This window comes from Campylobacter concisus, from assembly GCF_050447505.1.
GTDB lineage: Bacteria > Campylobacterota > Campylobacteria > Campylobacterales > Campylobacteraceae > Campylobacter_A > Campylobacter_A concisus_BP.
This window is the reverse complement of sequence record NZ_JALMFZ010000001.1, coordinates 1,485,134-1,501,093: the sequence shown is the minus strand read 5'-3', so window position 1 is coordinate 1,501,093 and position 15,960 is coordinate 1,485,134. Positions and strand designations below refer to the sequence as shown.

Annotated in this window: 18 protein-coding genes; 13 read left to right on the top strand and 5 right to left on the bottom strand. The window is 42.1% G+C overall.

The features are described 5' to 3' along the window. The first annotated feature begins 2 nt into the window (after nucleotides 1-2). From MTT09_RS07660 to ruvX, 3 genes are read left to right on the top strand one after another with little or no spacing between them, the layout of a single operon-like run. Nucleotides 3-1,487, top strand: a complete 1,485-nt coding sequence (locus MTT09_RS07660) for a divergent polysaccharide deacetylase family protein (protein ID WP_429803414.1) — start codon at nucleotides 3-5, stop codon at nucleotides 1,485-1,487. Next, on the top strand, nucleotides 1,484-2,254 hold the full coding sequence (locus MTT09_RS07655; protein ID WP_429803413.1) for a DNA-processing protein DprA: 771 nt from the start codon (nucleotides 1,484-1,486) through the stop codon (nucleotides 2,252-2,254). The genes MTT09_RS07660 and MTT09_RS07655 overlap by 4 nt, the downstream gene beginning before the upstream one ends. Next, nucleotides 2,251-2,634 (top strand): Holliday junction resolvase RuvX, encoded by a 384-nt coding sequence (gene ruvX / locus MTT09_RS07650; RefSeq protein WP_429803412.1) that lies wholly within the window; start codon nucleotides 2,251-2,253, stop codon nucleotides 2,632-2,634. The genes MTT09_RS07655 and ruvX overlap by 4 nt, the downstream gene beginning before the upstream one ends. Here the strand turns inward: ruvX and MTT09_RS07645 are convergent. From MTT09_RS07645 to hemW, 5 genes are all read right to left on the bottom strand, one after another. Then, nucleotides 2,629-3,423 (bottom strand): hypothetical protein, encoded by a 795-nt coding sequence (locus MTT09_RS07645; RefSeq protein WP_429803411.1) that lies wholly within the window; start codon nucleotides 3,421-3,423, stop codon nucleotides 2,629-2,631. The genes ruvX and MTT09_RS07645 overlap by 6 nt on opposite strands. Continuing rightward, the gene (gene queA, locus MTT09_RS07640; protein WP_429803726.1) at nucleotides 3,420-4,442 is read right to left on the bottom strand and encodes a tRNA preQ1(34) S-adenosylmethionine ribosyltransferase-isomerase QueA; all 1,023 of its coding nucleotides are present in this window, start codon (nucleotides 4,440-4,442) and stop codon (nucleotides 3,420-3,422) included. The genes MTT09_RS07645 and queA overlap by 4 nt, the downstream gene beginning before the upstream one ends. Further along, nucleotides 4,435-5,190 (bottom strand): twin-arginine translocase subunit TatC, encoded by a 756-nt coding sequence (tatC, locus tag MTT09_RS07635; protein ID WP_103634270.1) that lies wholly within the window; start codon nucleotides 5,188-5,190, stop codon nucleotides 4,435-4,437. The genes queA and tatC overlap by 8 nt, the downstream gene beginning before the upstream one ends. After that, nucleotides 5,190-5,588: a Sec-independent protein translocase protein TatB gene (gene tatB, locus MTT09_RS07630; protein ID WP_012140063.1), complete on the bottom strand. Its 399-nt coding sequence runs from the start codon at nucleotides 5,586-5,588 to the stop codon at nucleotides 5,190-5,192. Before tatB ends, tatC begins: the two co-directional genes overlap by 1 nt. Before the next feature lie 67 nt (nucleotides 5,589-5,655). Further along, on the bottom strand, nucleotides 5,656-6,702 hold the full coding sequence (gene hemW, locus MTT09_RS07625) for a radical SAM family heme chaperone HemW (RefSeq protein ID WP_429803410.1): 1,047 nt from the start codon (nucleotides 6,700-6,702) through the stop codon (nucleotides 5,656-5,658). Between the two features lie 130 nt (nucleotides 6,703-6,832). Here hemW and MTT09_RS07620 point away from each other — a divergent pair, with 130 nt between their 5' ends. From MTT09_RS07620 to cmoA, 10 genes are read left to right on the top strand one after another with little or no spacing between them, the layout of a single operon-like run. After that, nucleotides 6,833-7,297: an RNA pyrophosphohydrolase gene (locus MTT09_RS07620; protein ID WP_021087786.1), complete on the top strand. Its 465-nt coding sequence runs from the start codon at nucleotides 6,833-6,835 to the stop codon at nucleotides 7,295-7,297. Beyond that, a complete protein-coding gene (locus MTT09_RS07615) occupies nucleotides 7,297-8,496 on the top strand; it encodes an aspartate kinase (protein ID WP_103559136.1) in 1,200 nt (399 codons plus the stop codon). Before MTT09_RS07620 ends, MTT09_RS07615 begins: the two co-directional genes overlap by 1 nt. After that, nucleotides 8,496-9,035, top strand: coding sequence for a HobA family DNA replication regulator (locus MTT09_RS07610; RefSeq protein WP_021087775.1), 540 nt, complete (start codon nucleotides 8,496-8,498; stop codon nucleotides 9,033-9,035). Before MTT09_RS07615 ends, MTT09_RS07610 begins: the two co-directional genes overlap by 1 nt. Beyond that, on the top strand, nucleotides 9,036-9,656 hold the full coding sequence (locus tag MTT09_RS07605) for a DNA polymerase III subunit delta' (RefSeq protein WP_429803409.1): 621 nt from the start codon (nucleotides 9,036-9,038) through the stop codon (nucleotides 9,654-9,656). Then, entirely contained in the window at nucleotides 9,653-10,792 is a 1,140-nt protein-coding gene (gene folP / locus MTT09_RS07600) for a dihydropteroate synthase (RefSeq protein WP_429803408.1), read from the top strand. Before MTT09_RS07605 ends, folP begins: the two co-directional genes overlap by 4 nt. A 24-nt stretch (nucleotides 10,793-10,816) precedes the next feature. Then, nucleotides 10,817-11,677 carry an NADAR family protein gene (locus MTT09_RS07595; protein ID WP_429803407.1) on the top strand — a complete coding sequence of 287 codons (861 nt, stop codon included), beginning with the start codon at nucleotides 10,817-10,819 and terminating at the stop codon, nucleotides 11,675-11,677. Between the two features lie 41 nt (nucleotides 11,678-11,718). After that, on the top strand, nucleotides 11,719-13,662 hold the full coding sequence (ligA, locus tag MTT09_RS07590; protein ID WP_429803406.1) for an NAD-dependent DNA ligase LigA: 1,944 nt from the start codon (nucleotides 11,719-11,721) through the stop codon (nucleotides 13,660-13,662). Beyond that, a complete protein-coding gene (gene tlyA, locus MTT09_RS07585) occupies nucleotides 13,652-14,365 on the top strand; it encodes a 23S rRNA (cytidine-2'-O)-methyltransferase TlyA (RefSeq protein WP_429803405.1) in 714 nt (237 codons plus the stop codon). The genes ligA and tlyA overlap by 11 nt, the downstream gene beginning before the upstream one ends. Then, nucleotides 14,331-15,224 carry a bifunctional riboflavin kinase/FAD synthetase gene (locus MTT09_RS07580; protein ID WP_429803404.1) on the top strand — a complete coding sequence of 298 codons (894 nt, stop codon included), beginning with the start codon at nucleotides 14,331-14,333 and terminating at the stop codon, nucleotides 15,222-15,224. Before tlyA ends, MTT09_RS07580 begins: the two co-directional genes overlap by 35 nt. Further along, nucleotides 15,221-15,925, top strand: coding sequence for a carboxy-S-adenosyl-L-methionine synthase CmoA (gene cmoA / locus MTT09_RS07575; RefSeq protein ID WP_429803403.1), 705 nt, complete (start codon nucleotides 15,221-15,223; stop codon nucleotides 15,923-15,925). Before MTT09_RS07580 ends, cmoA begins: the two co-directional genes overlap by 4 nt. Nucleotides 15,926-15,960 lie beyond the last annotated feature (35 nt).

Genomic DNA, 15,960 nt, shown 5'->3' with positions numbered 1-15,960 from the left:
CCTTGAGCGAAAAAAAGACTACAAAGAAGCGTCCTGCAAAAAAGAGTGCAGGTCGCTCTCATAATAAAATTTTCCTTGGTATCGGCGTTATTGCTGCTATTTTGATAGTGGCACTTATCGCAGCTCTTAGCATCAAAAATAAAGATGTTGAGCAGATAAGTAAAGCAAATGAGCCAAAGAGCGAGAAGCAAATTTCAAAAAAAGCTGAGCAAAAAGTTGCTAGCAAAGATAAAAAACAAGAGTATGAGAAGAGAAAATACCCTCTAAAATTTGATGAAGATGAAAATTTAAGTAAAATTTTTACCGATCCTAAACACAAAAGCGAGCTTGCTCTAAAGCCAAAAACTGAGCCAAAAGAGCAAAAAAAGATAACTCCTGAAGTAAAACCTGAAGTAAAAGTAGAAACTAAAAAAGAAGAGCCAAAAAAAGAGCAAAACGATACGAAAAATCTACTTGCAAATTTATATAAAAATATGCAAAGTAGCGTAGATGTAAGCCATGAAGCAAAGAGCGAAGAAAAGCCTGAGCAAAAGCCTGAGCAAAAGCCTGAGCAAAAGGTCGAGCAAAAGGTTGAGCAGGTTATCGAGCCATTTTATGCAGGCAAAAATGAGACAAATACAGAGACAAAAATAGAGCAAAACAAAAGCGCTGAAGCAAATTTAAGCATAAAAGAAAATTTAAAGCATAGTGAAATTTTAAAACCTGAGCCTACTAAAAAAAGTGAGGTTGAGCCTAGCAATAAAGCCAAGAAGCAAATTTACAGCGAAAAACCGCAAAAAGAGAGCACGAAAAAAGATGACTTTGCGGTTGTGCCATTTACTCCAAATAGCAGCGTAAAAGGGCGTGCTAAGCTGGTGCTAATAATCGATGATGTGGCGACATTTGAGCACGCTAGCATGGTAAAATCAATCGGCCTAAAGATAACGCCGTCCATTTTTCCAGCGACAAAAACCCATCCAGATACGCCAAATATCGCTAGAACGTTTGAGTTTTATATGATACATCTACCGATGCAAGCAAAGCACTTTGATAGCCCAGAGATAGGCACTCTAACGATAAATGAGAGCTTTGAGAGTATGCATGAAAAGATAAAAAAGATACGAAGAGACTTCCCGCGTGCAAAATATACAAACAACCACACGGGATCACGATTTACTAGTGATTATGACGCGATGGACAAGGCATATAGAGCGCTGATAGAGCAGGGCTTTATCTTTGTTGATAGTAAGACGATCGCTCAAACAGCCGTGGCAAGGGCTGCTAAAAAGTATAATCAGCCTTACATTTCAAGAGATATATTTTTAGATGATGATCCATCGGCTAGTGCGGTTAGGCGAGAGCTTGTAGCTGCTGTAAATTTAGCCAAAAAAAGGGGCTACGCGATCGCCATCGGACATCCAAAGAAAAACACGATCGCAGTGATAAAAGCTAGCAAAAACAACATCTTAAAAGATGTAGAAGTTGTTTATCTAAAAGATATTTTATGAAGCTTAAAATCATCCCAGAGGCGCTAAATAGGCTAAAAAATCCCCCAAAAGAGCTAAATTTCATAGGTGATACCTCGCTTCTTAGCATGCCAAAAGTCGCAGTCGTCGGCTCAAGAAAGGCAAGTGTCTATACAAAAGAGTGTGTCACGGCACTTTGCGCAGCGCTAAAAAGTGCAAATGTCTGCGTGGTTAGCGGTGGAGCTATCGGTGTGGATATCACGGCGCACAAGGCTGCCATGCCACGAACTATCGGTGTTTTTGCAAATGGACTTGATATCATCTATCCAGCTCAAAATAAGGCGTCGATAAAAGAAATTTACGCCAAAGGTCTTGCCTTGAGCGAGTATGACGAGGGCGAGCCGCCGATCGCATATAGGTTTTTAGAGCGAAACCGCATAGTTGTGGGGCTTGCGCAAGCTCTTGTAGTCGCTCAGGCTGATCTAAGAAGTGGCTCGATGCAAAGCGCAAGGCTTGCAAATGAGCTTAAAATCCCTCTCTTTGTCTTGCCACAGCGCATAAATGAGAGCAATGGGACAAATGCCTTGCTAGCTAGCAAAAGGGCCGAGCTTATCGATGATTACGTTAAATTTGCCTCACTTTTTGGCGAGGTAAAAGAGCAAGAAAAAACAAGCGATGAGATCTTGAAATTTTGCAAAAACGGCGTGAGTCTTGATGAGGCATTGGCTAAATTTGGCGAGATCATCTACGAGTACGAGCTTGATGGGCTAGTTGAAATTTCAAATTTAAGAGTAAAAAGCGCGCTATGAGAGAGAAATTTATGGCGATCGATGTTGGACTAAAGCGCATAGGGCTTGCTTTTGGCTTTGGCGAGGTCGTGACGCCCCTTGAGCCAGTTCTTAGAAAAAATAGAAACCAAGCCGCAAGAGATGTGAGCCAAAAAGTAAATGAATACGCTCCAAGCACGCTAGTGGTGGGCGTTCCGATCGGTGGTAGCAGCGAAGATGAGATGAGAAGACGCATAGAGCATTTTGTCTCGCTTCTTGACGTGCAGGCTAATATCGTCTATCAAGATGAGGCATTTAGCAGCAGTGAGGCAAGTGAAATTTATACAAACACAAAGCGAGATGGCAGGCTTGATAGCGTCTCAGCCACTATCATCTTAAAGAGATACCTAAAAATTTTATAAATTTCTAGCCACCACCCCTAAAGTCTCGTGCAAGCTATCGCTAGTAAATGGCTGTCTAAGTGTAGTCATCTTCTCGCTTTTGATGCTTTTGGCTTCATCCTTGCTGATGATGACGATGTAGAAATTCTTAAGCTTTTGATAAGTTAGCATCTCATCAAGCCTTGCTTTGTCGCTTAGATACTCCTTTTGCACGAAGATGATGTCTGGCTTAAAAATGGCATCTTTTATGTGTAAATTTAAACTCTCGAAGCTCTTTTGTTTGCTAAGCTTTAGCCCTGTAAAGCTTAGCTCATGACTTAGCGTTAAAAATAAATTTTCATCATCACAAGCTATTATCGCATTTTTGCCTAAGAGGCTTGCTATCTCTACGCTTTGCCTTTTAAATGTCCCACTTTTTGGCAGTGGCACGCTGATGCTTATGCTAAAGCCGTCCTCTGTTTTACTCATCTTGGCATTTAGCTCTTTTAGTAGCTCGCCAGCTTCTTTAACTAGCCTCTCATTTGGCTTTTGCGGGCATGAAGTGCATCTTATATGTATGTCAAAATGCACTAAACTTAGGCTATAGCTTACTAGAGTAAAGGATATGAGCAATTTTGAGTTGCTAACGCTATTTAGGTAAAATTTGCTTAAATTTTTGATCGCGCCTATTAGCTTATGCGCTTCAAAGCTTAGATAGCGTGGGTAGTTTGGGTTGTAGTTAAAGACGATGGCGTTGTTTCTAGCTGTTGCATCCTTAAAGAGTGCCTCTAAAAAAAGCTCCATTTGTGCGACAAAATCGACGTTTTTCATATCACAAGCATCCCATCGCCATATGAGTAAAATCTATACTTTTCGCTAACTGCCGTTTCGTAAATCCTCATCGTCTCTTCAAGCCCTATGAAGCTAGTAACTAGCATGATCAGCGTTGATTTTGGCAGATGAAAATTTGTTAAAAGGTAGTTTTGCCTGATCGGTCTATTATTTAAATTTAAAAAGAGCTTGCAAAAGCCGCTTGGCTGCTTGCTTCTAGCAAACTCTTCAACGCATCTAGTAACCGTCGTGCCAACGCCAAGGATAGGTTTATTTGAGTTTATGATCTCTTGAGCTTTTTGGCTTAGCTCATAAAACTCAGAGTGCATTTTGTGGTCATTTATGTTTTGGCACTCCACGCCCTTAAATGTCCCAGCACCCACGTGAAGCGTGATGTAGGCGACCTCGTGTTTTGCCTTTATCTGCTCTAGCATCTGCTCACTAAAGTGCAGGCTAGCCGTCGGAGCTGCGACAGCGCCACTATTTTTGGCAAATATGCTTTGATACCAGCTCTCGTCGTCCTTTGTATCAGCCCTTTTGATATATGGCGGGAGTGGGACGTGGCCGATCTTTTCAAGCTCGCTAAAAAGTCGCACCGTATCTAAAATAACGCCATCTTTGGTGAAATTTACCACCCTTGAGCCATCATCATTTAGCTCAAGCACATTTACCTTTATGCTATCAGCAAAATTTAAAACGCTACCGACACTTACTTTGCCCCTTATATAGACGCTAAATTTATTATCATTAAGCGGTTGATTTAGCATAACTTCGCAAGCTCCGCCACTTTGCTTATGCCCTAAAATGCGGGCTTTTATAACCTTTGTATTATTAAAAATGACCACCGCGTCATCTGGGATGAGACTGGCTAGATCTTTAAATTTATAGTGTTTTATCTCTTTTGTTTTTTTAAAATAAACAAGCAGTCTTGCCTCTTCTTTGGGCAAAACTGGCTCTTTTGCGATGAGCTCGTTAGGCAGAAAATAATCGTAGCTTGAGATATCGTTTATATCACTCATCGCCCGCGTCGCTGTTTGTGTCGCTATCTTGTTCATCGTCGTCGCTTTTACCAGCTCTTTTGGCTACGATGATAGAAATTCCATAAAGTCCGATGAGTGGTAGTGCCATTAAAATTTGACTTATAACATCTGGTGGTGTGACGATAGCTGCAAAGATGAAAATGACGACTACTGCGTATCTGAAATAATCTTTTAACATCTTGTCATCGACAAGGCCTATCTTTGCTAAGAAAAATGTAATGACTGGCAGCTCAAATGAAATTCCAAAGCCGATCAGCAGTTTTGTAAAAAAGCCAACGTATTCGCCGATGCTTGGCAGTGCCGTAAAGAGCTGGCCGCCAAAATTTACCAAAAATGTAAAGCCAAGTGGGATGACCACGTAGTAGCAAAACGCCGCCCCACACGCAAACATAAATGAGGCTGAAAGCACAAATGGGATCACATATTTTTTTTCATTATCATAAAGTCCAGGTGCGACAAATAGCCAAAACTGCCAAAAAATGATAGGCAAAGCAAGCACCAAGCCAGCAAAAAAGGCGACTTTCATCGCAGTGAAAAATGGCTCTTGAATTTGCGTAAAGATGATGTTTGAGCCAGCTGGCAAGACCTGTTTTAGTGGCTCACTCATCCATGCGAGCAGTGGATTCCAAAATGTAAAACAGATGCCAAAACAGACAAAAACGCTTACTATGCTTATAAAAAGCCTCTTTCTAAGTTCGATCAAATGGGGTCTTAGCTCTTCAAACATCACGCCTCTTTTTTATCGTTTAAGATCGCATCTTTAACTAAATTTGTTGGATTTTGTATATTTTCTACCGTTTTTTTGGTGTCGCTTACGACGTTTTGTATGCTCTCAGTGACGTCGCTTGCGCTTTTTTTGATCTCGTCAAGCTCTTCAAAAGTAAGCTTTTTACGCACGCTTTGCGCACTTTGAGTTATGCTCTCTTTGTATTTTTGAGCGTCTTCCTTGAGCTCGGCTATCTTCATCTCTTGATCAAAAGTTGATTTTGCGTCGTTTATACCTTTTTTAAACATCTTTAGAAATTTAGCGATCTGCACCATAGCGCTTGGCAGCTTGTCAGGGCCCAAAACTAGCACAGCGATCACGGCGATGACCAAGATCTCAGAAAAACTCATTCCAAACATTTTTGCCTCTGTTAAATTTTATTTAAGCTTTGTATTTTATCTTGACTTTGCTCAAATTTTTATAAATTTAGCCCTCGATAAAGAGTGCGATCTCGTCGCTTAGTAAGAAATTTGGGTTGTAAAATTTGCCATTTTTAAAGAGCAGTTTTTCATTTTCTACAAGTAAATTTGCCCTTTTTTTCTGAGCTTCGTTTAAGCGCCCAGCCTCCACACCCACGATGCTTCTAAGCCCTAAAAATATATGCTCTCTTGCTAGCTCGCTTTGGCTTAAAATTTCTCTTTCTCTATGCGTTGGCTGAGCGATGTAGGCGTCTATGCTACTTTTGGCGTAGTATCTAGTGCCACCCACAAAGCCCACGCTAAAAGCCCCCACGCTAAGGTAGTTTTTGCCCTGCCAGTAGCCAAGATTGTGCTTGCAAATTTCTCCGAAATTTGAAATTTCATACTGCTTAAAGCCAGTCCTCTGGATCTGCTCTATCATAAATTTAGCCAAAGTGTAGCTATCCTTTTTATAGCTTTTTTTGCCAGCAAATGGGGTGTTTTCTTCAAGCGTGAGCGAGTAGGCGCTTAGATGCGTGATAGCAAGGCTTTTTAGATTTTCAACCTCAGCCAAAAGGCGCTTTTTGGTATCAAATTTAGTGTCATAGATAAGGTCTAAATTTATGCTCTTAAAGCCAGCTGCATGGGCATTTTCAACTGCTTTAAAAATTTGCTCCCTGCTGTGAATGCGCCCTAGAAATTTAAGCTTATCTTCAAAAAAGCTTTGAGCGCCAAAGCTGATGCGGTTTGCTCCTAAATTTTTTACATGCTTTAGCCAGGATAAATTTGCTGAATTTGGATTTGCTTCAAGTGTGATCTCAGTTTTGGGCGTGCAAAGTGGAGCTAAAATGCTAAAAATTTTATCATAAAGCCTAGCATTTACCGCACTTGGTGTGCCGCCACCAAAAAAAATGGTTGAAATTTCTTTTACATTTTGGCTTTTTAGCTGGAAATTTAGATCAAAGCAAAGCGCTTTAAAATAGGCGCCAACCTTGCTAAATTCGTCATCGCTTGAGCCAAAGGCGCAGTAAGGACACTTGCTCTCGCAAAATGGCACGTGGATATAAACTTGCAAATTTCTCTCTTTTTTAAATTTTGGCGATTATAAGAAATTTGGCATTTAGAGCAGTTTAAAACTAACTCTTATTTATCTATCTCTTAACTCTTTTTCGTTATCATCTCAAATAAATTTTTTTGGAAAAAACATGCAAAAAAAATATAGACCAAATGTAGCAGCTGTCATTTTGTCTAGCTCTTACCCTTTTAAATGCGAAATTTTAGTCGCAAAAAGGGTTGATATGGACGATATCTGGCAGTTTCCTCAAGGTGGCATAGATGAAGGCGAAAGTCCAAAACAAGCGCTAAAAAGGGAGCTTAAAGAGGAGATCGGAACTGATAAATTTGACTTCTTAGAAGAGTATCCTGATTGGCTTAGCTACGACTTTCCGGCAAATGCGTCAAAGAGATTTTATCCATTTGATGGGCAGACGCAAAAGTACTTTTTGGTTAGGCTTAAAAATGGTGCGAGCATAAATTTAAAGACTGAGCATCCAGAGTTTAGCGAGTATAAATTTGTAGATATCAACAAGGCTTTAGAGGGGATAAATCACTTCAAAAAGCCTATTTATGACAAAGTTTTGAGTTATTTTAAAGAGAAAGGATATTTTTGATGTTAATCGTTCAAAAATTTGGCGGAACTAGCGTAGGCACGCTTGAGCGCATCGAAGCTGTGGCAAACAGGGTCATAGAGACTAAAAACAGCGGCGCTGACGTGGTTGTGGTAGTTTCTGCGATGAGTGGAGTTACAAATCAATTGGTTGAATATAGTGAGTATTTCTCAAAGCACCCAGACGGCGTTGCTACTGATATGCTTTTAAGCTCTGGGGAGCAAGTAACCACCGCGCTTTTGACGATTGCACTTAATGCAAAAGGCTATGCGTGCGTAGGACTAACTGGCGCAATGGCTGGGATAATGACTGATGATGTGCATACAAAAGCTAGGATAGAAACGATAGACACCACTAGGCTAAAAGCTGAGCTAAAAGCTGGCAGGATCGTCGTCGTAGCAGGCTTTCAAGGCATAGACGACAAAGGCGATATCACCACTCTTGGCAGAGGTGGAAGCGACCTTAGCGCGGTTGCATTAGCTGGTGCGCTTGAAGCTGATCTGTGTGAAATTTTTACCGACGTTGATGGCGTTTATACGACTGATCCAAGGATAGAAAAAAAGGCAAAAAAGTTAGAAAAGATAAGCTATGACGAGATGCTTGAGCTTGCCTCTGCTGGGGCAAAAGTGCTTCAAAATCGCTCAGTCGAGCTAGCAAAAAAACTAAATGTCAAACTAATCACAAGAAGCAGTTTTAACCACAACGAAGGTACATTAATAGCAAAGGAAGATAATATGGAAGCGGTTTTAGTAAGCGGTATAGCACTAGATAAAAATCAAGCAAGAGTAACTTTAAGAGGCGTAGTCGATAAGCCTGGCATCGCAGCTGAAATTTTCACAGCTCTAGCTCATCAAAATATAAATGTAGATATGATCATCCAAAACGTAGGACACGACGGCACGACAAATTTAGGCTTTACAGTGCCACAAAACGAGCTTGACCTAGCAAAAGAGACTATGCAAAAGCTCTCAGCTGCAAAACATGTCGAGTATGACGATGCGATCGTGAAAGTCTCGGTTATCGGCGTAGGCATGAAGAGCCACAGCGGCGTAGCATGTCTAGCATTTGAGACGCTTGCAAAAGAGGGGATAAATATCCAGATGATCTCAACAAGTGAGATAAAAATTTCAATGATCGTCGATCAAAAATATGGCGAGCTCGCAGTTCGCGTACTTCACGATGCGTATAAGTTAGATAAATAATGCAAGATTTTATCCAATGGACGCTTGAGACTATAAGAAGCGAAAGATATATGAGCTGGATGGAGGAGAAGCGCGTCGAATGGACGCCTTTGCTTGCATCTAGGCTTAAATTTTTGCTTGATAGCAAGGCTTTTATAGTCATCTGCGACGATGAGCGAGAGTGGTTTGAAAACTATCTTTTAAGAAATATCAACCGCACAAAAAGCGAGCGTCCATTTTTGCCATTTTTTAGCCTAAGATCGCTCTATCCAGCCTTTGACAGCGTCGAGACAAACGAGCAAAAGCAGCTTTTAAAAGATATGCTAAGCCTTGCCTTTCCAAATGGCTACATCTTTTTTTACATCGGCAAGAGCATAGACAAGCGTGCAAATTTAGCCAAGACTGATGAAAATAGCTATATGTGGCTCTTTGACGAGCAGGCGCAAAATAGCTTCACGCTAAGCTCGAGCGATGAAAACTTAGACATCAAACTTCTAAATTTATACAAACTTTTTGACAAAAGCATAGACGCCGTGCTATTTGCAAAGGTGATACTCTAAATGCTAAATAAAATCGTCATAACAAGCGATTTTGAAAATTTAAAAGCCAAGCTTGAAGCCGAGTTTGGAGTAAATAACTTAAGATTTTTTATAAGCGATGATTTTTTACTAGAAAATGCAAAAGAGGTCATCGCCGAAGCCTATATCGCCGAAAAAGATGAGAAAATTTTAGTCATAGAGGCAAAGTCTTTTCGCACCGAGGCTCAAAACGCACTTTTAAAGATCATCGAAGAGCCCCCAAGAAACATCAAATTTATAATAGTAACGCAGAGTAAAAATTTACTTCTACCAACGATAAGATCGAGGATGCTCATAGAAAACAAGCTCACCAAAAAGCCAAAAATGAGTGTGGAGCTAAATTTAAAATCGCTTGGCCTAAAAGAGCTAACAAGCTTTATCGATCAAAAGATAGCAGAGGAGCAGGCGCAAAAATTTGGCAAAAACGAGCTAAAAGAGCTTGTCGGAGCCATCGTGACAAAGGCGGTTGATAGTGGGTATAAATTTAGCGGCGATGAGATGGAGTATTTTTTCTCACTCATCAAGCTTGCTGATCTAAACGCGAAGTCTCACGCCGTTTTGACGCCACTTTTGCTTACTATCTTTGAGAAAGGACGACGTTGAAATTTTATAAGATAAATAACAAAAGCGACTTTGATCAAATTTGTAAGGCCGTCTCGCCAAGTCCGGCTGGTGCGAAGCTTATGTATGAAAAGAGCGAGATAAATTTTATCTTTATCGACGAGATAAAGACCCCAGCGGCAAATATCCTAAAGCAAGACGCCCTAAGTGTCGGCGCCGAGCTGGTGACGCATAATGATACGATTTTAGGTCGCGAGAGCCTAAACAAAGCCTTGCTAATGGCGACAAACGCGCAGCTAAGGCAGTTAGCTAAAAAAGAGAAGCTACAAGACTTTGGGCTTAAAAAGCTTGCAGTTTTTTTGGAAACTAAATTTACAAAACCTGCAAAGCCCATTATAATGGGTGTTGCAAATATCAACACAGACAGCTTTAACGAGCAAAGCCGTATAAATACTCTAAATGGCATAACTAAAATCGAAGCCATGATAGAAGCAGGAGCCCACTACATCGACCTTGGCGGCGTTAGCTCAAGACCAGGGAGCGAGTATTGCGGACGTGAGGAGGAATTTAGTCGTATAAAAGATATCGTGGAGGAAATTTACAAGCTAAATTTACACGAAAAGGCGAAATTTAGCCTTGATAGCTTTGATCCTTATTGCTTAGAATTTGCGTTAAACCACGGCTTTAAGATGATAAACGACATCACGGCAAATGCCTCTCTTGCCACGCTTGCTGCAAGATATGACGTTCAGTTTTGCATGATGCACATGCAAGGCGATCCAGCCACCATGCAGATCGCGCCAAAGTATAACGATCTAATCGGCGAAATTTCGGATTTTTTCGAGCAAAAGATAGCCCTTGCAAGGGAGCTTGGCGCTAAAAAGATAGTGCTTGACGTTGGCATTGGCTTTGGCAAGACGGCTGAGCAAAATTTGCTGCTTATTAAGCATTTGGAGCATTTTTTGAAATTTGACTGCCCGCTACTTGTTGGTGCTAGTCGCAAATCAGTCATAAATCACTACTATCAAAGCGAGGTCAAGGACCGCTTGCCAGGCTCGCTTTATTTACATCTAAAAGCCTTCGAAAACGGCGCGCAGATCATAAGAACGCACGATGTGGCCGAGCACAAGCAGCTTTTTGATATGCACGAGGCGATGAGCCAAGCCACGCTTTGGTAGGGCGCTTGGCTAAAAAGAGGCTAGATGAGAAATTTATTGCCGCCACCTTGGATCAATTGTCCTCATATTAGCCCATTTTCTATCGGCTGGAGGATGGGTTACGGCGAGGATTATAAGTTTAAATTTAAAGAGTGGCTTAAAACGCTAAGCCAAGATGAACAGCATCAATACAAACAACTCTTTGCCGAGCCTGCGATGTGGCGTGGATACTGGGATGAGAGGCTAGGCTTTGATGAAAGCACACTTTTTATAAATGGTGACTTTGTTACCGACCTTTGGGAGCGTGAGCCTAGATATGATCTAAAGTGGCTTAAAAAGCGCTACAACGCTGGCAAGTCGGATAAATTTCTCTTATTTTGGGGTCATCAAAAGAGTGCAAATTTAAGTGCAAGCTGCCTTAGTCAGTGGTATGCCGCTAGCTTTTGGCAAGATGAAACTAGATACATTTGCGCTGAGCAATATATGATGGCTAAAAAGGCTCAGTGTTTTGGCGATGAAGATGCCTTGGGGCAAATTTTATCCGCCAAAGATCCAGCGCAGATGAAGGCGCTTGGCAGGCAGGTGCGAGGCTTTGATGCTAAGATCTGGGACGAGGTCAAATTTGGCGTCGTGCTAAATGCGAGCTATCTAAAATTTAGCCAAAATGCCCCTTTGCGTGACTTTTTACTCCAAACTGGGAGTAAAATTTTAGTCGAGGCAAGCCCAGTTGATAAAATTTGGGGCATAGGTTTAGCCGCAAGCGATGAAAATGCGCAAAATCCTATGAAGTGGCGAGGGCAAAATTTGCTTGGCTTTGCGCTGATGAGGGCGAGGGACGAGATAGCAAAGGTCTATAAAAATGTCCATTTATGTGACGCCAGAGAGCTAAATTTGGATCATCTATAAAGTATATTTAAGATAAAATGCGGTGTAAATTTGGAGCAAAAATGACAAAACAAGAGTATGAAAAAGCGGTAGATACGCTAAATGCGTGGGCTAAGGCCTACTACGACGAGGACGAGCCACTTGCAAGCGACGAGGAGTATGACGCGCTATATCACGCGGTTTTAGCCTTCGAGCAGGCAAATCCAAGTGAAATTTCGCTATTTTCGCCGACTAAGCGAGTGGGCGGAGGCGTAAAAGAGGGCTTTAGCAAGGCAAGCCACATAAAGCGCATGTGGAGCATGGAGGATATCTTTAGTCTTGGCGAGCTTGATGCGTGGCTAAAGCGTGGCGATAAAGAGAATTTGACCTTTGTTGCTGAGCCAAAATTTGACGGAGCGAGCCTAAATTTACTCTATGAAAATGGTGTTTTAGTTAGGGCAATAACCAGAGGCGACGGCGTTACAGGCGAGGACGTGACGCAAAATGCAAGGACCATTAGCTCGGTGCCAAAGAGCATTAGCTACAAAGGGCTTATTGAAATCAGGGGCGAAGTCGTCATAAAAAAAGATGACTTTGAACTATTAAACGCAGAGCGCGCAAAAAATGGTGAGGCGCCACTTTCAAACCCTAGAAATGCAGCCGCAGGCAGCCTAAGACAGCTTGATAGTGCAGTAACTGCAAAAAGAAAGCTACTTTTCATACCTTGGGGCGTGGGCGAGCAGAGCCTTGGGCTAAAAGATCACAGCGAGGTGATGAAATTTGTGCGAGATCTTGGCTTTGAGAGGGATGAATTTTTTAAAATTTTAAAAAAAGATGAGCTTGAGGCTGCGTATAACGAGCTACTAGCCAGCCGTGAGGCAAAGAGCGTGATGATGGATGGCATGGTGATACGAGTAAATGACCTTGCGCGCTGTGAGCAGCTAGGATATACGGTCAAATTTCCAAAATTTATGGTGGCGTTTAAATTTCCAGCCATTGAAAAGGTGACTAGACTAAGAGATGTCGCACTTCAAGTTGGCAGAAGCGGCGTAGTAACGCCTGTTGGCGTGCTTGATGAGGTAAATATAGATGGTGCTAATGTAAAATCCGCCACCCTTCATAACTTTGACGAGATCGAGCGCCTTGGCGTCATGAAAAACGACTACATCGGCATCATCCGCTCAGGAGATGTGATACCAAAGATCACAAAGGTTTTTAAAGATAGGCGAGATGGCAGTGAGCAAGCGATAGAGAGGCCTAAATTTTGCCCAGTTTGCGGCTCGCACCTGCTTGATGAAGGCGTCTTTGTAAAGTGTCAAAATTTAAGCTGTAGGGCAAGAGTGGTGGGCTCAATAATCCACTACGCATCGAAAAAATGCCTAAATATCGACGGCCTTGGCGATGCGATCGTAAATTTGCTATTTGATAAGGGGCTGATCGCTTGCATAAAAGACATTTACGGCCTTAAATTTGATGATCTTATGTCGCTTGAGGGCTTTAAAGAGAAAAAGGTAAATAACCTTTTAAATGCCATTGAGGCTAGCAAAGGTGCGGAGCTATCGCGCTTTATCACGGGCCTTGGCTGCGAGCATATCGGCGAGGTGGCGGCAAAGAAGCTAGCAAGTAGCTTTGGACTGGACTGGCTTGATGCTAGCTTTGAGGAGCTAACCGCACTTGAGGGCTTTGGCGTGGAGATGGCAAATAGTTTAATCGACTTTGCTGAGGTAAATAGGGACGAAATTTTAGCTTTAAGCCAGATCGTGCAGCCAAGCGTGACGCAGGTGCAAAGCATCTCAAATGCGCTAAGTGGCAAGACGGTCGTTATAACTGGCACGCTAAGTCGCCCAAGAGATGAGATAAAAGCCGAGCTTGAGAGTTTTGGCGCAAAGGTTTCTGGCTCAGTTTCTAAAAAAACGGACTTCGTCTTAGCTGGCGAGGAGGCTGGCAGTAAGCTAGAAAAAGCAAATGAACTAGGCGTGCTGGTGATCGATGAGAGCGAATATGAGAGGCTAAAACTTGAGGTTTGATAACTATGTCGCAAGTGTTTTAAACATAAGTAGAAATAAGGCGAGCGAGCTAATAAAATCAGGCAAGGTGCTAGCAAATGGCGAAATTTGCACCAAGGTTTCAAGCGAAGTTAGCGAGGCTAAAATTTCACTACTTGATGAAATTTACGTTGGGCGAGGCGCTTTGAAACTAAAGAGCTTTTTGGAGGCGATGAAATTTGACCTAGCTGGCAAAAACGCACTTGATATCGGCAGCTCAACTGGCGGTTTTATGCAAATTTTACTTGAGCGTGGCGTAAAGAGCGTGACTGGCGTCGATGTGGGCACTGATCAGCTAGATGCTAGTCTAAGAAGCGACGAGCGAGTGAAAATTTATGAGAAAACTGACGTCAGGGAGTTTGCTAAAACGCACAAAAATGAATTTAACCTCATAACCTGCGACGTGAGCTTTATCTCTTTGTCTGAAATTTTACCAGCCATTTGTGAGCTTGCAAGCGAGAGTTCGCTCATCATCACACTTTTTAAACCGCAGTTTGAAGTGGGCGTTGGCGTAAAACGCAACAAAAAAGGCGTTGTCACCGACGCTAAGGCTGTAAATTTAGCTATGAAGCGCTTTGAAGTGCTAGCAAGTAGCTTGAAATTTGAACTGATAGCTTGCAAAGAGTGCGAAGTCAAGGGAAAGGAAGGAAATGCCGAATTTTTCTACGCTTTTAACAAAAGATAACATCACTGCCGTTGCGATCGGGCACTTTGACGGCGTGCACAGGGGGCACAAGCAGCTTCTAAAACAGCTTGGCGAGTTTGGCGGACTTGTCGTCATCGACAAAAATAAGGCAAACATAACGCCAAAGCTAAAGCGAGCCGAGTACTCAAACTATCCTTGCTTCTTGTATGATTTTGAGAGTATAAAAGGGCTTAGTGGCGAGGAATTTATCGCACTTTTAAAGAGGGATTTTAAAAATTTAAAAAAGATCGTTGTTGGGTTTGATTTTAGATTTGGCAGAAACAGAGCGTGGGACAAGCACGATTTGAAGAGGATTTTTGATGGCGAGGTAGTCGTCGTTGATGAGGTTTGCTATGACGGCATGGGTGTGCATAGCTCCTCCATCAGAGAGCTGATACGCCAAGGCAACATCGATGAGGCAAACAGGCTAATAGGAAGGGAGTACTCTATCGAGGGCAACGTGATAAAAGGGCAGGGCATCGGCGCAAAAGAGCTGGTTGCTACGCTAAATTTAGATATAAAAAGCTATCTTTTGCCGCGCGAGGGCGTCTATGCGACAAGAACGAGAATGGGCTCATACACCTATGGCTCGGTCACTTTTATAGGCAACAGACTTAGCACGGATGGAAATTTTAGCGTTGAGACGCACATCTTAGACGAGGTCGCGCCAAAAGTGACAAAGCACGTTGCCGTTTGCTTCATAAAACGTTTGCGCGATAATAAGAAATTTAACTCTCTTAGCGAGCTAAAAGAGCAGATAAAGCGCGATATAAACGAGGCTAGGCAGTGCGTGGGCGTGTGCGATCTCTTTTTTGAGGAGACGATGAGATACTTTGACGGATATGGAGCTGGTATATGAGAGATGAAATTTTTAAGGAGCCTATAAGCAAGCAGTTTGAATTTGATGACTTTGTGGCGAGCGTTTTTGACGATATGATCTCGCGCTCGGTGCCATTTTATGACGTTAGCTCAAATTTAAATGCAAAGTTGCTTGCTAAAATTTTGCCAAAAGAGGCAAGTGTGTGCGACCTTGGCTGCTCTACGGCAAATAGCCTGCTTTTGCTAAATAACCTTAGAAACGACCTAGCGCTAAGTGGCGTGGATAACTCTGAGGCGATGCTAGCAAACGCTAAAAACAAGGCAAAGGCGTATGGCGCTAGTATAAATTTCATCCTAGCTGACATCACAGAGTACGAGCTAGAGGGCTTTGACGCGGTTTTAGCAAACTATACTTTGCAGTTTATCAGACCGCCAAAAAGAGCAAATTTGGTGCAAAAAATTTATAACGGACTAAATGAAAATGGAGTTTTTTTGTTTAGTGAAAAGATCATCTTTGATGATAAGAAGCTTACTAAAAGCGTCATAGAAATTTACGAGGACTACAAGCAGGCGCAAGGCTACTCACGCTATGAGATCGCCCAAAAAAGGGAGGCTCTTGAAAATGTGCTGGTGCCATACACAGAAGAAGAAAATAGAAGCTTAGCCCTAAATGCTGGCTTTAAACGAGTTGAAAGCACGTTTAAATGGGGAAATTTCATGAGCTTTTTGGCGTTTAAGTAAATTTAAAATATCTGCTTTTGTATTTAAATATAAAA

What these genes read in the sequence shown, in the direction of transcription:
- MTT09_RS07655 (WP_429803413.1), top strand. Translation starts at nt 1,484, where the DNA reads ATGAAGCTTAAAATCATCCCAGAGGCGCTAAATAGGCTAAAAAATCCC.
- ruvX (WP_429803412.1), top strand. Translation starts at nt 2,251, where the DNA reads ATGAGAGAGAAATTTATGGCGATCGATGTTGGACTAAAGCGCATAGGG.
- MTT09_RS07645 (WP_429803411.1), bottom strand. Translation starts at nt 3,423, where the DNA reads ATGAAAAACGTCGATTTTGTCGCACAAATGGAGCTTTTTTTAGAGGCA.
- queA (WP_429803726.1), bottom strand. Translation starts at nt 4,442, where the DNA reads ATGAGTGATATAAACGATATCTCAAGCTACGATTATTTTCTGCCTAAC.
- tatC (WP_103634270.1), bottom strand. Translation starts at nt 5,190, where the DNA reads ATGTTTGAAGAGCTAAGACCCCATTTGATCGAACTTAGAAAGAGGCTT.
- tatB (WP_012140063.1), bottom strand. Translation starts at nt 5,588, where the DNA reads ATGTTTGGAATGAGTTTTTCTGAGATCTTGGTCATCGCCGTGATCGCT.
- MTT09_RS07620 (WP_021087786.1), top strand. Translation starts at nt 6,833, where the DNA reads ATGCAAAAAAAATATAGACCAAATGTAGCAGCTGTCATTTTGTCTAGC.
- MTT09_RS07615 (WP_103559136.1), top strand. Translation starts at nt 7,297, where the DNA reads ATGTTAATCGTTCAAAAATTTGGCGGAACTAGCGTAGGCACGCTTGAG.
- MTT09_RS07610 (WP_021087775.1), top strand. Translation starts at nt 8,496, where the DNA reads ATGCAAGATTTTATCCAATGGACGCTTGAGACTATAAGAAGCGAAAGA.
- MTT09_RS07605 (WP_429803409.1), top strand. Translation starts at nt 9,036, where the DNA reads ATGCTAAATAAAATCGTCATAACAAGCGATTTTGAAAATTTAAAAGCC.
- MTT09_RS07595 (WP_429803407.1), top strand. Translation starts at nt 10,817, where the DNA reads ATGAGAAATTTATTGCCGCCACCTTGGATCAATTGTCCTCATATTAGC.
- ligA (WP_429803406.1), top strand. Translation starts at nt 11,719, where the DNA reads ATGACAAAACAAGAGTATGAAAAAGCGGTAGATACGCTAAATGCGTGG.
- MTT09_RS07580 (WP_429803404.1), top strand. Translation starts at nt 14,331, where the DNA reads ATGCCGAATTTTTCTACGCTTTTAACAAAAGATAACATCACTGCCGTT.
- cmoA (WP_429803403.1), top strand. Translation starts at nt 15,221, where the DNA reads ATGAGAGATGAAATTTTTAAGGAGCCTATAAGCAAGCAGTTTGAATTT.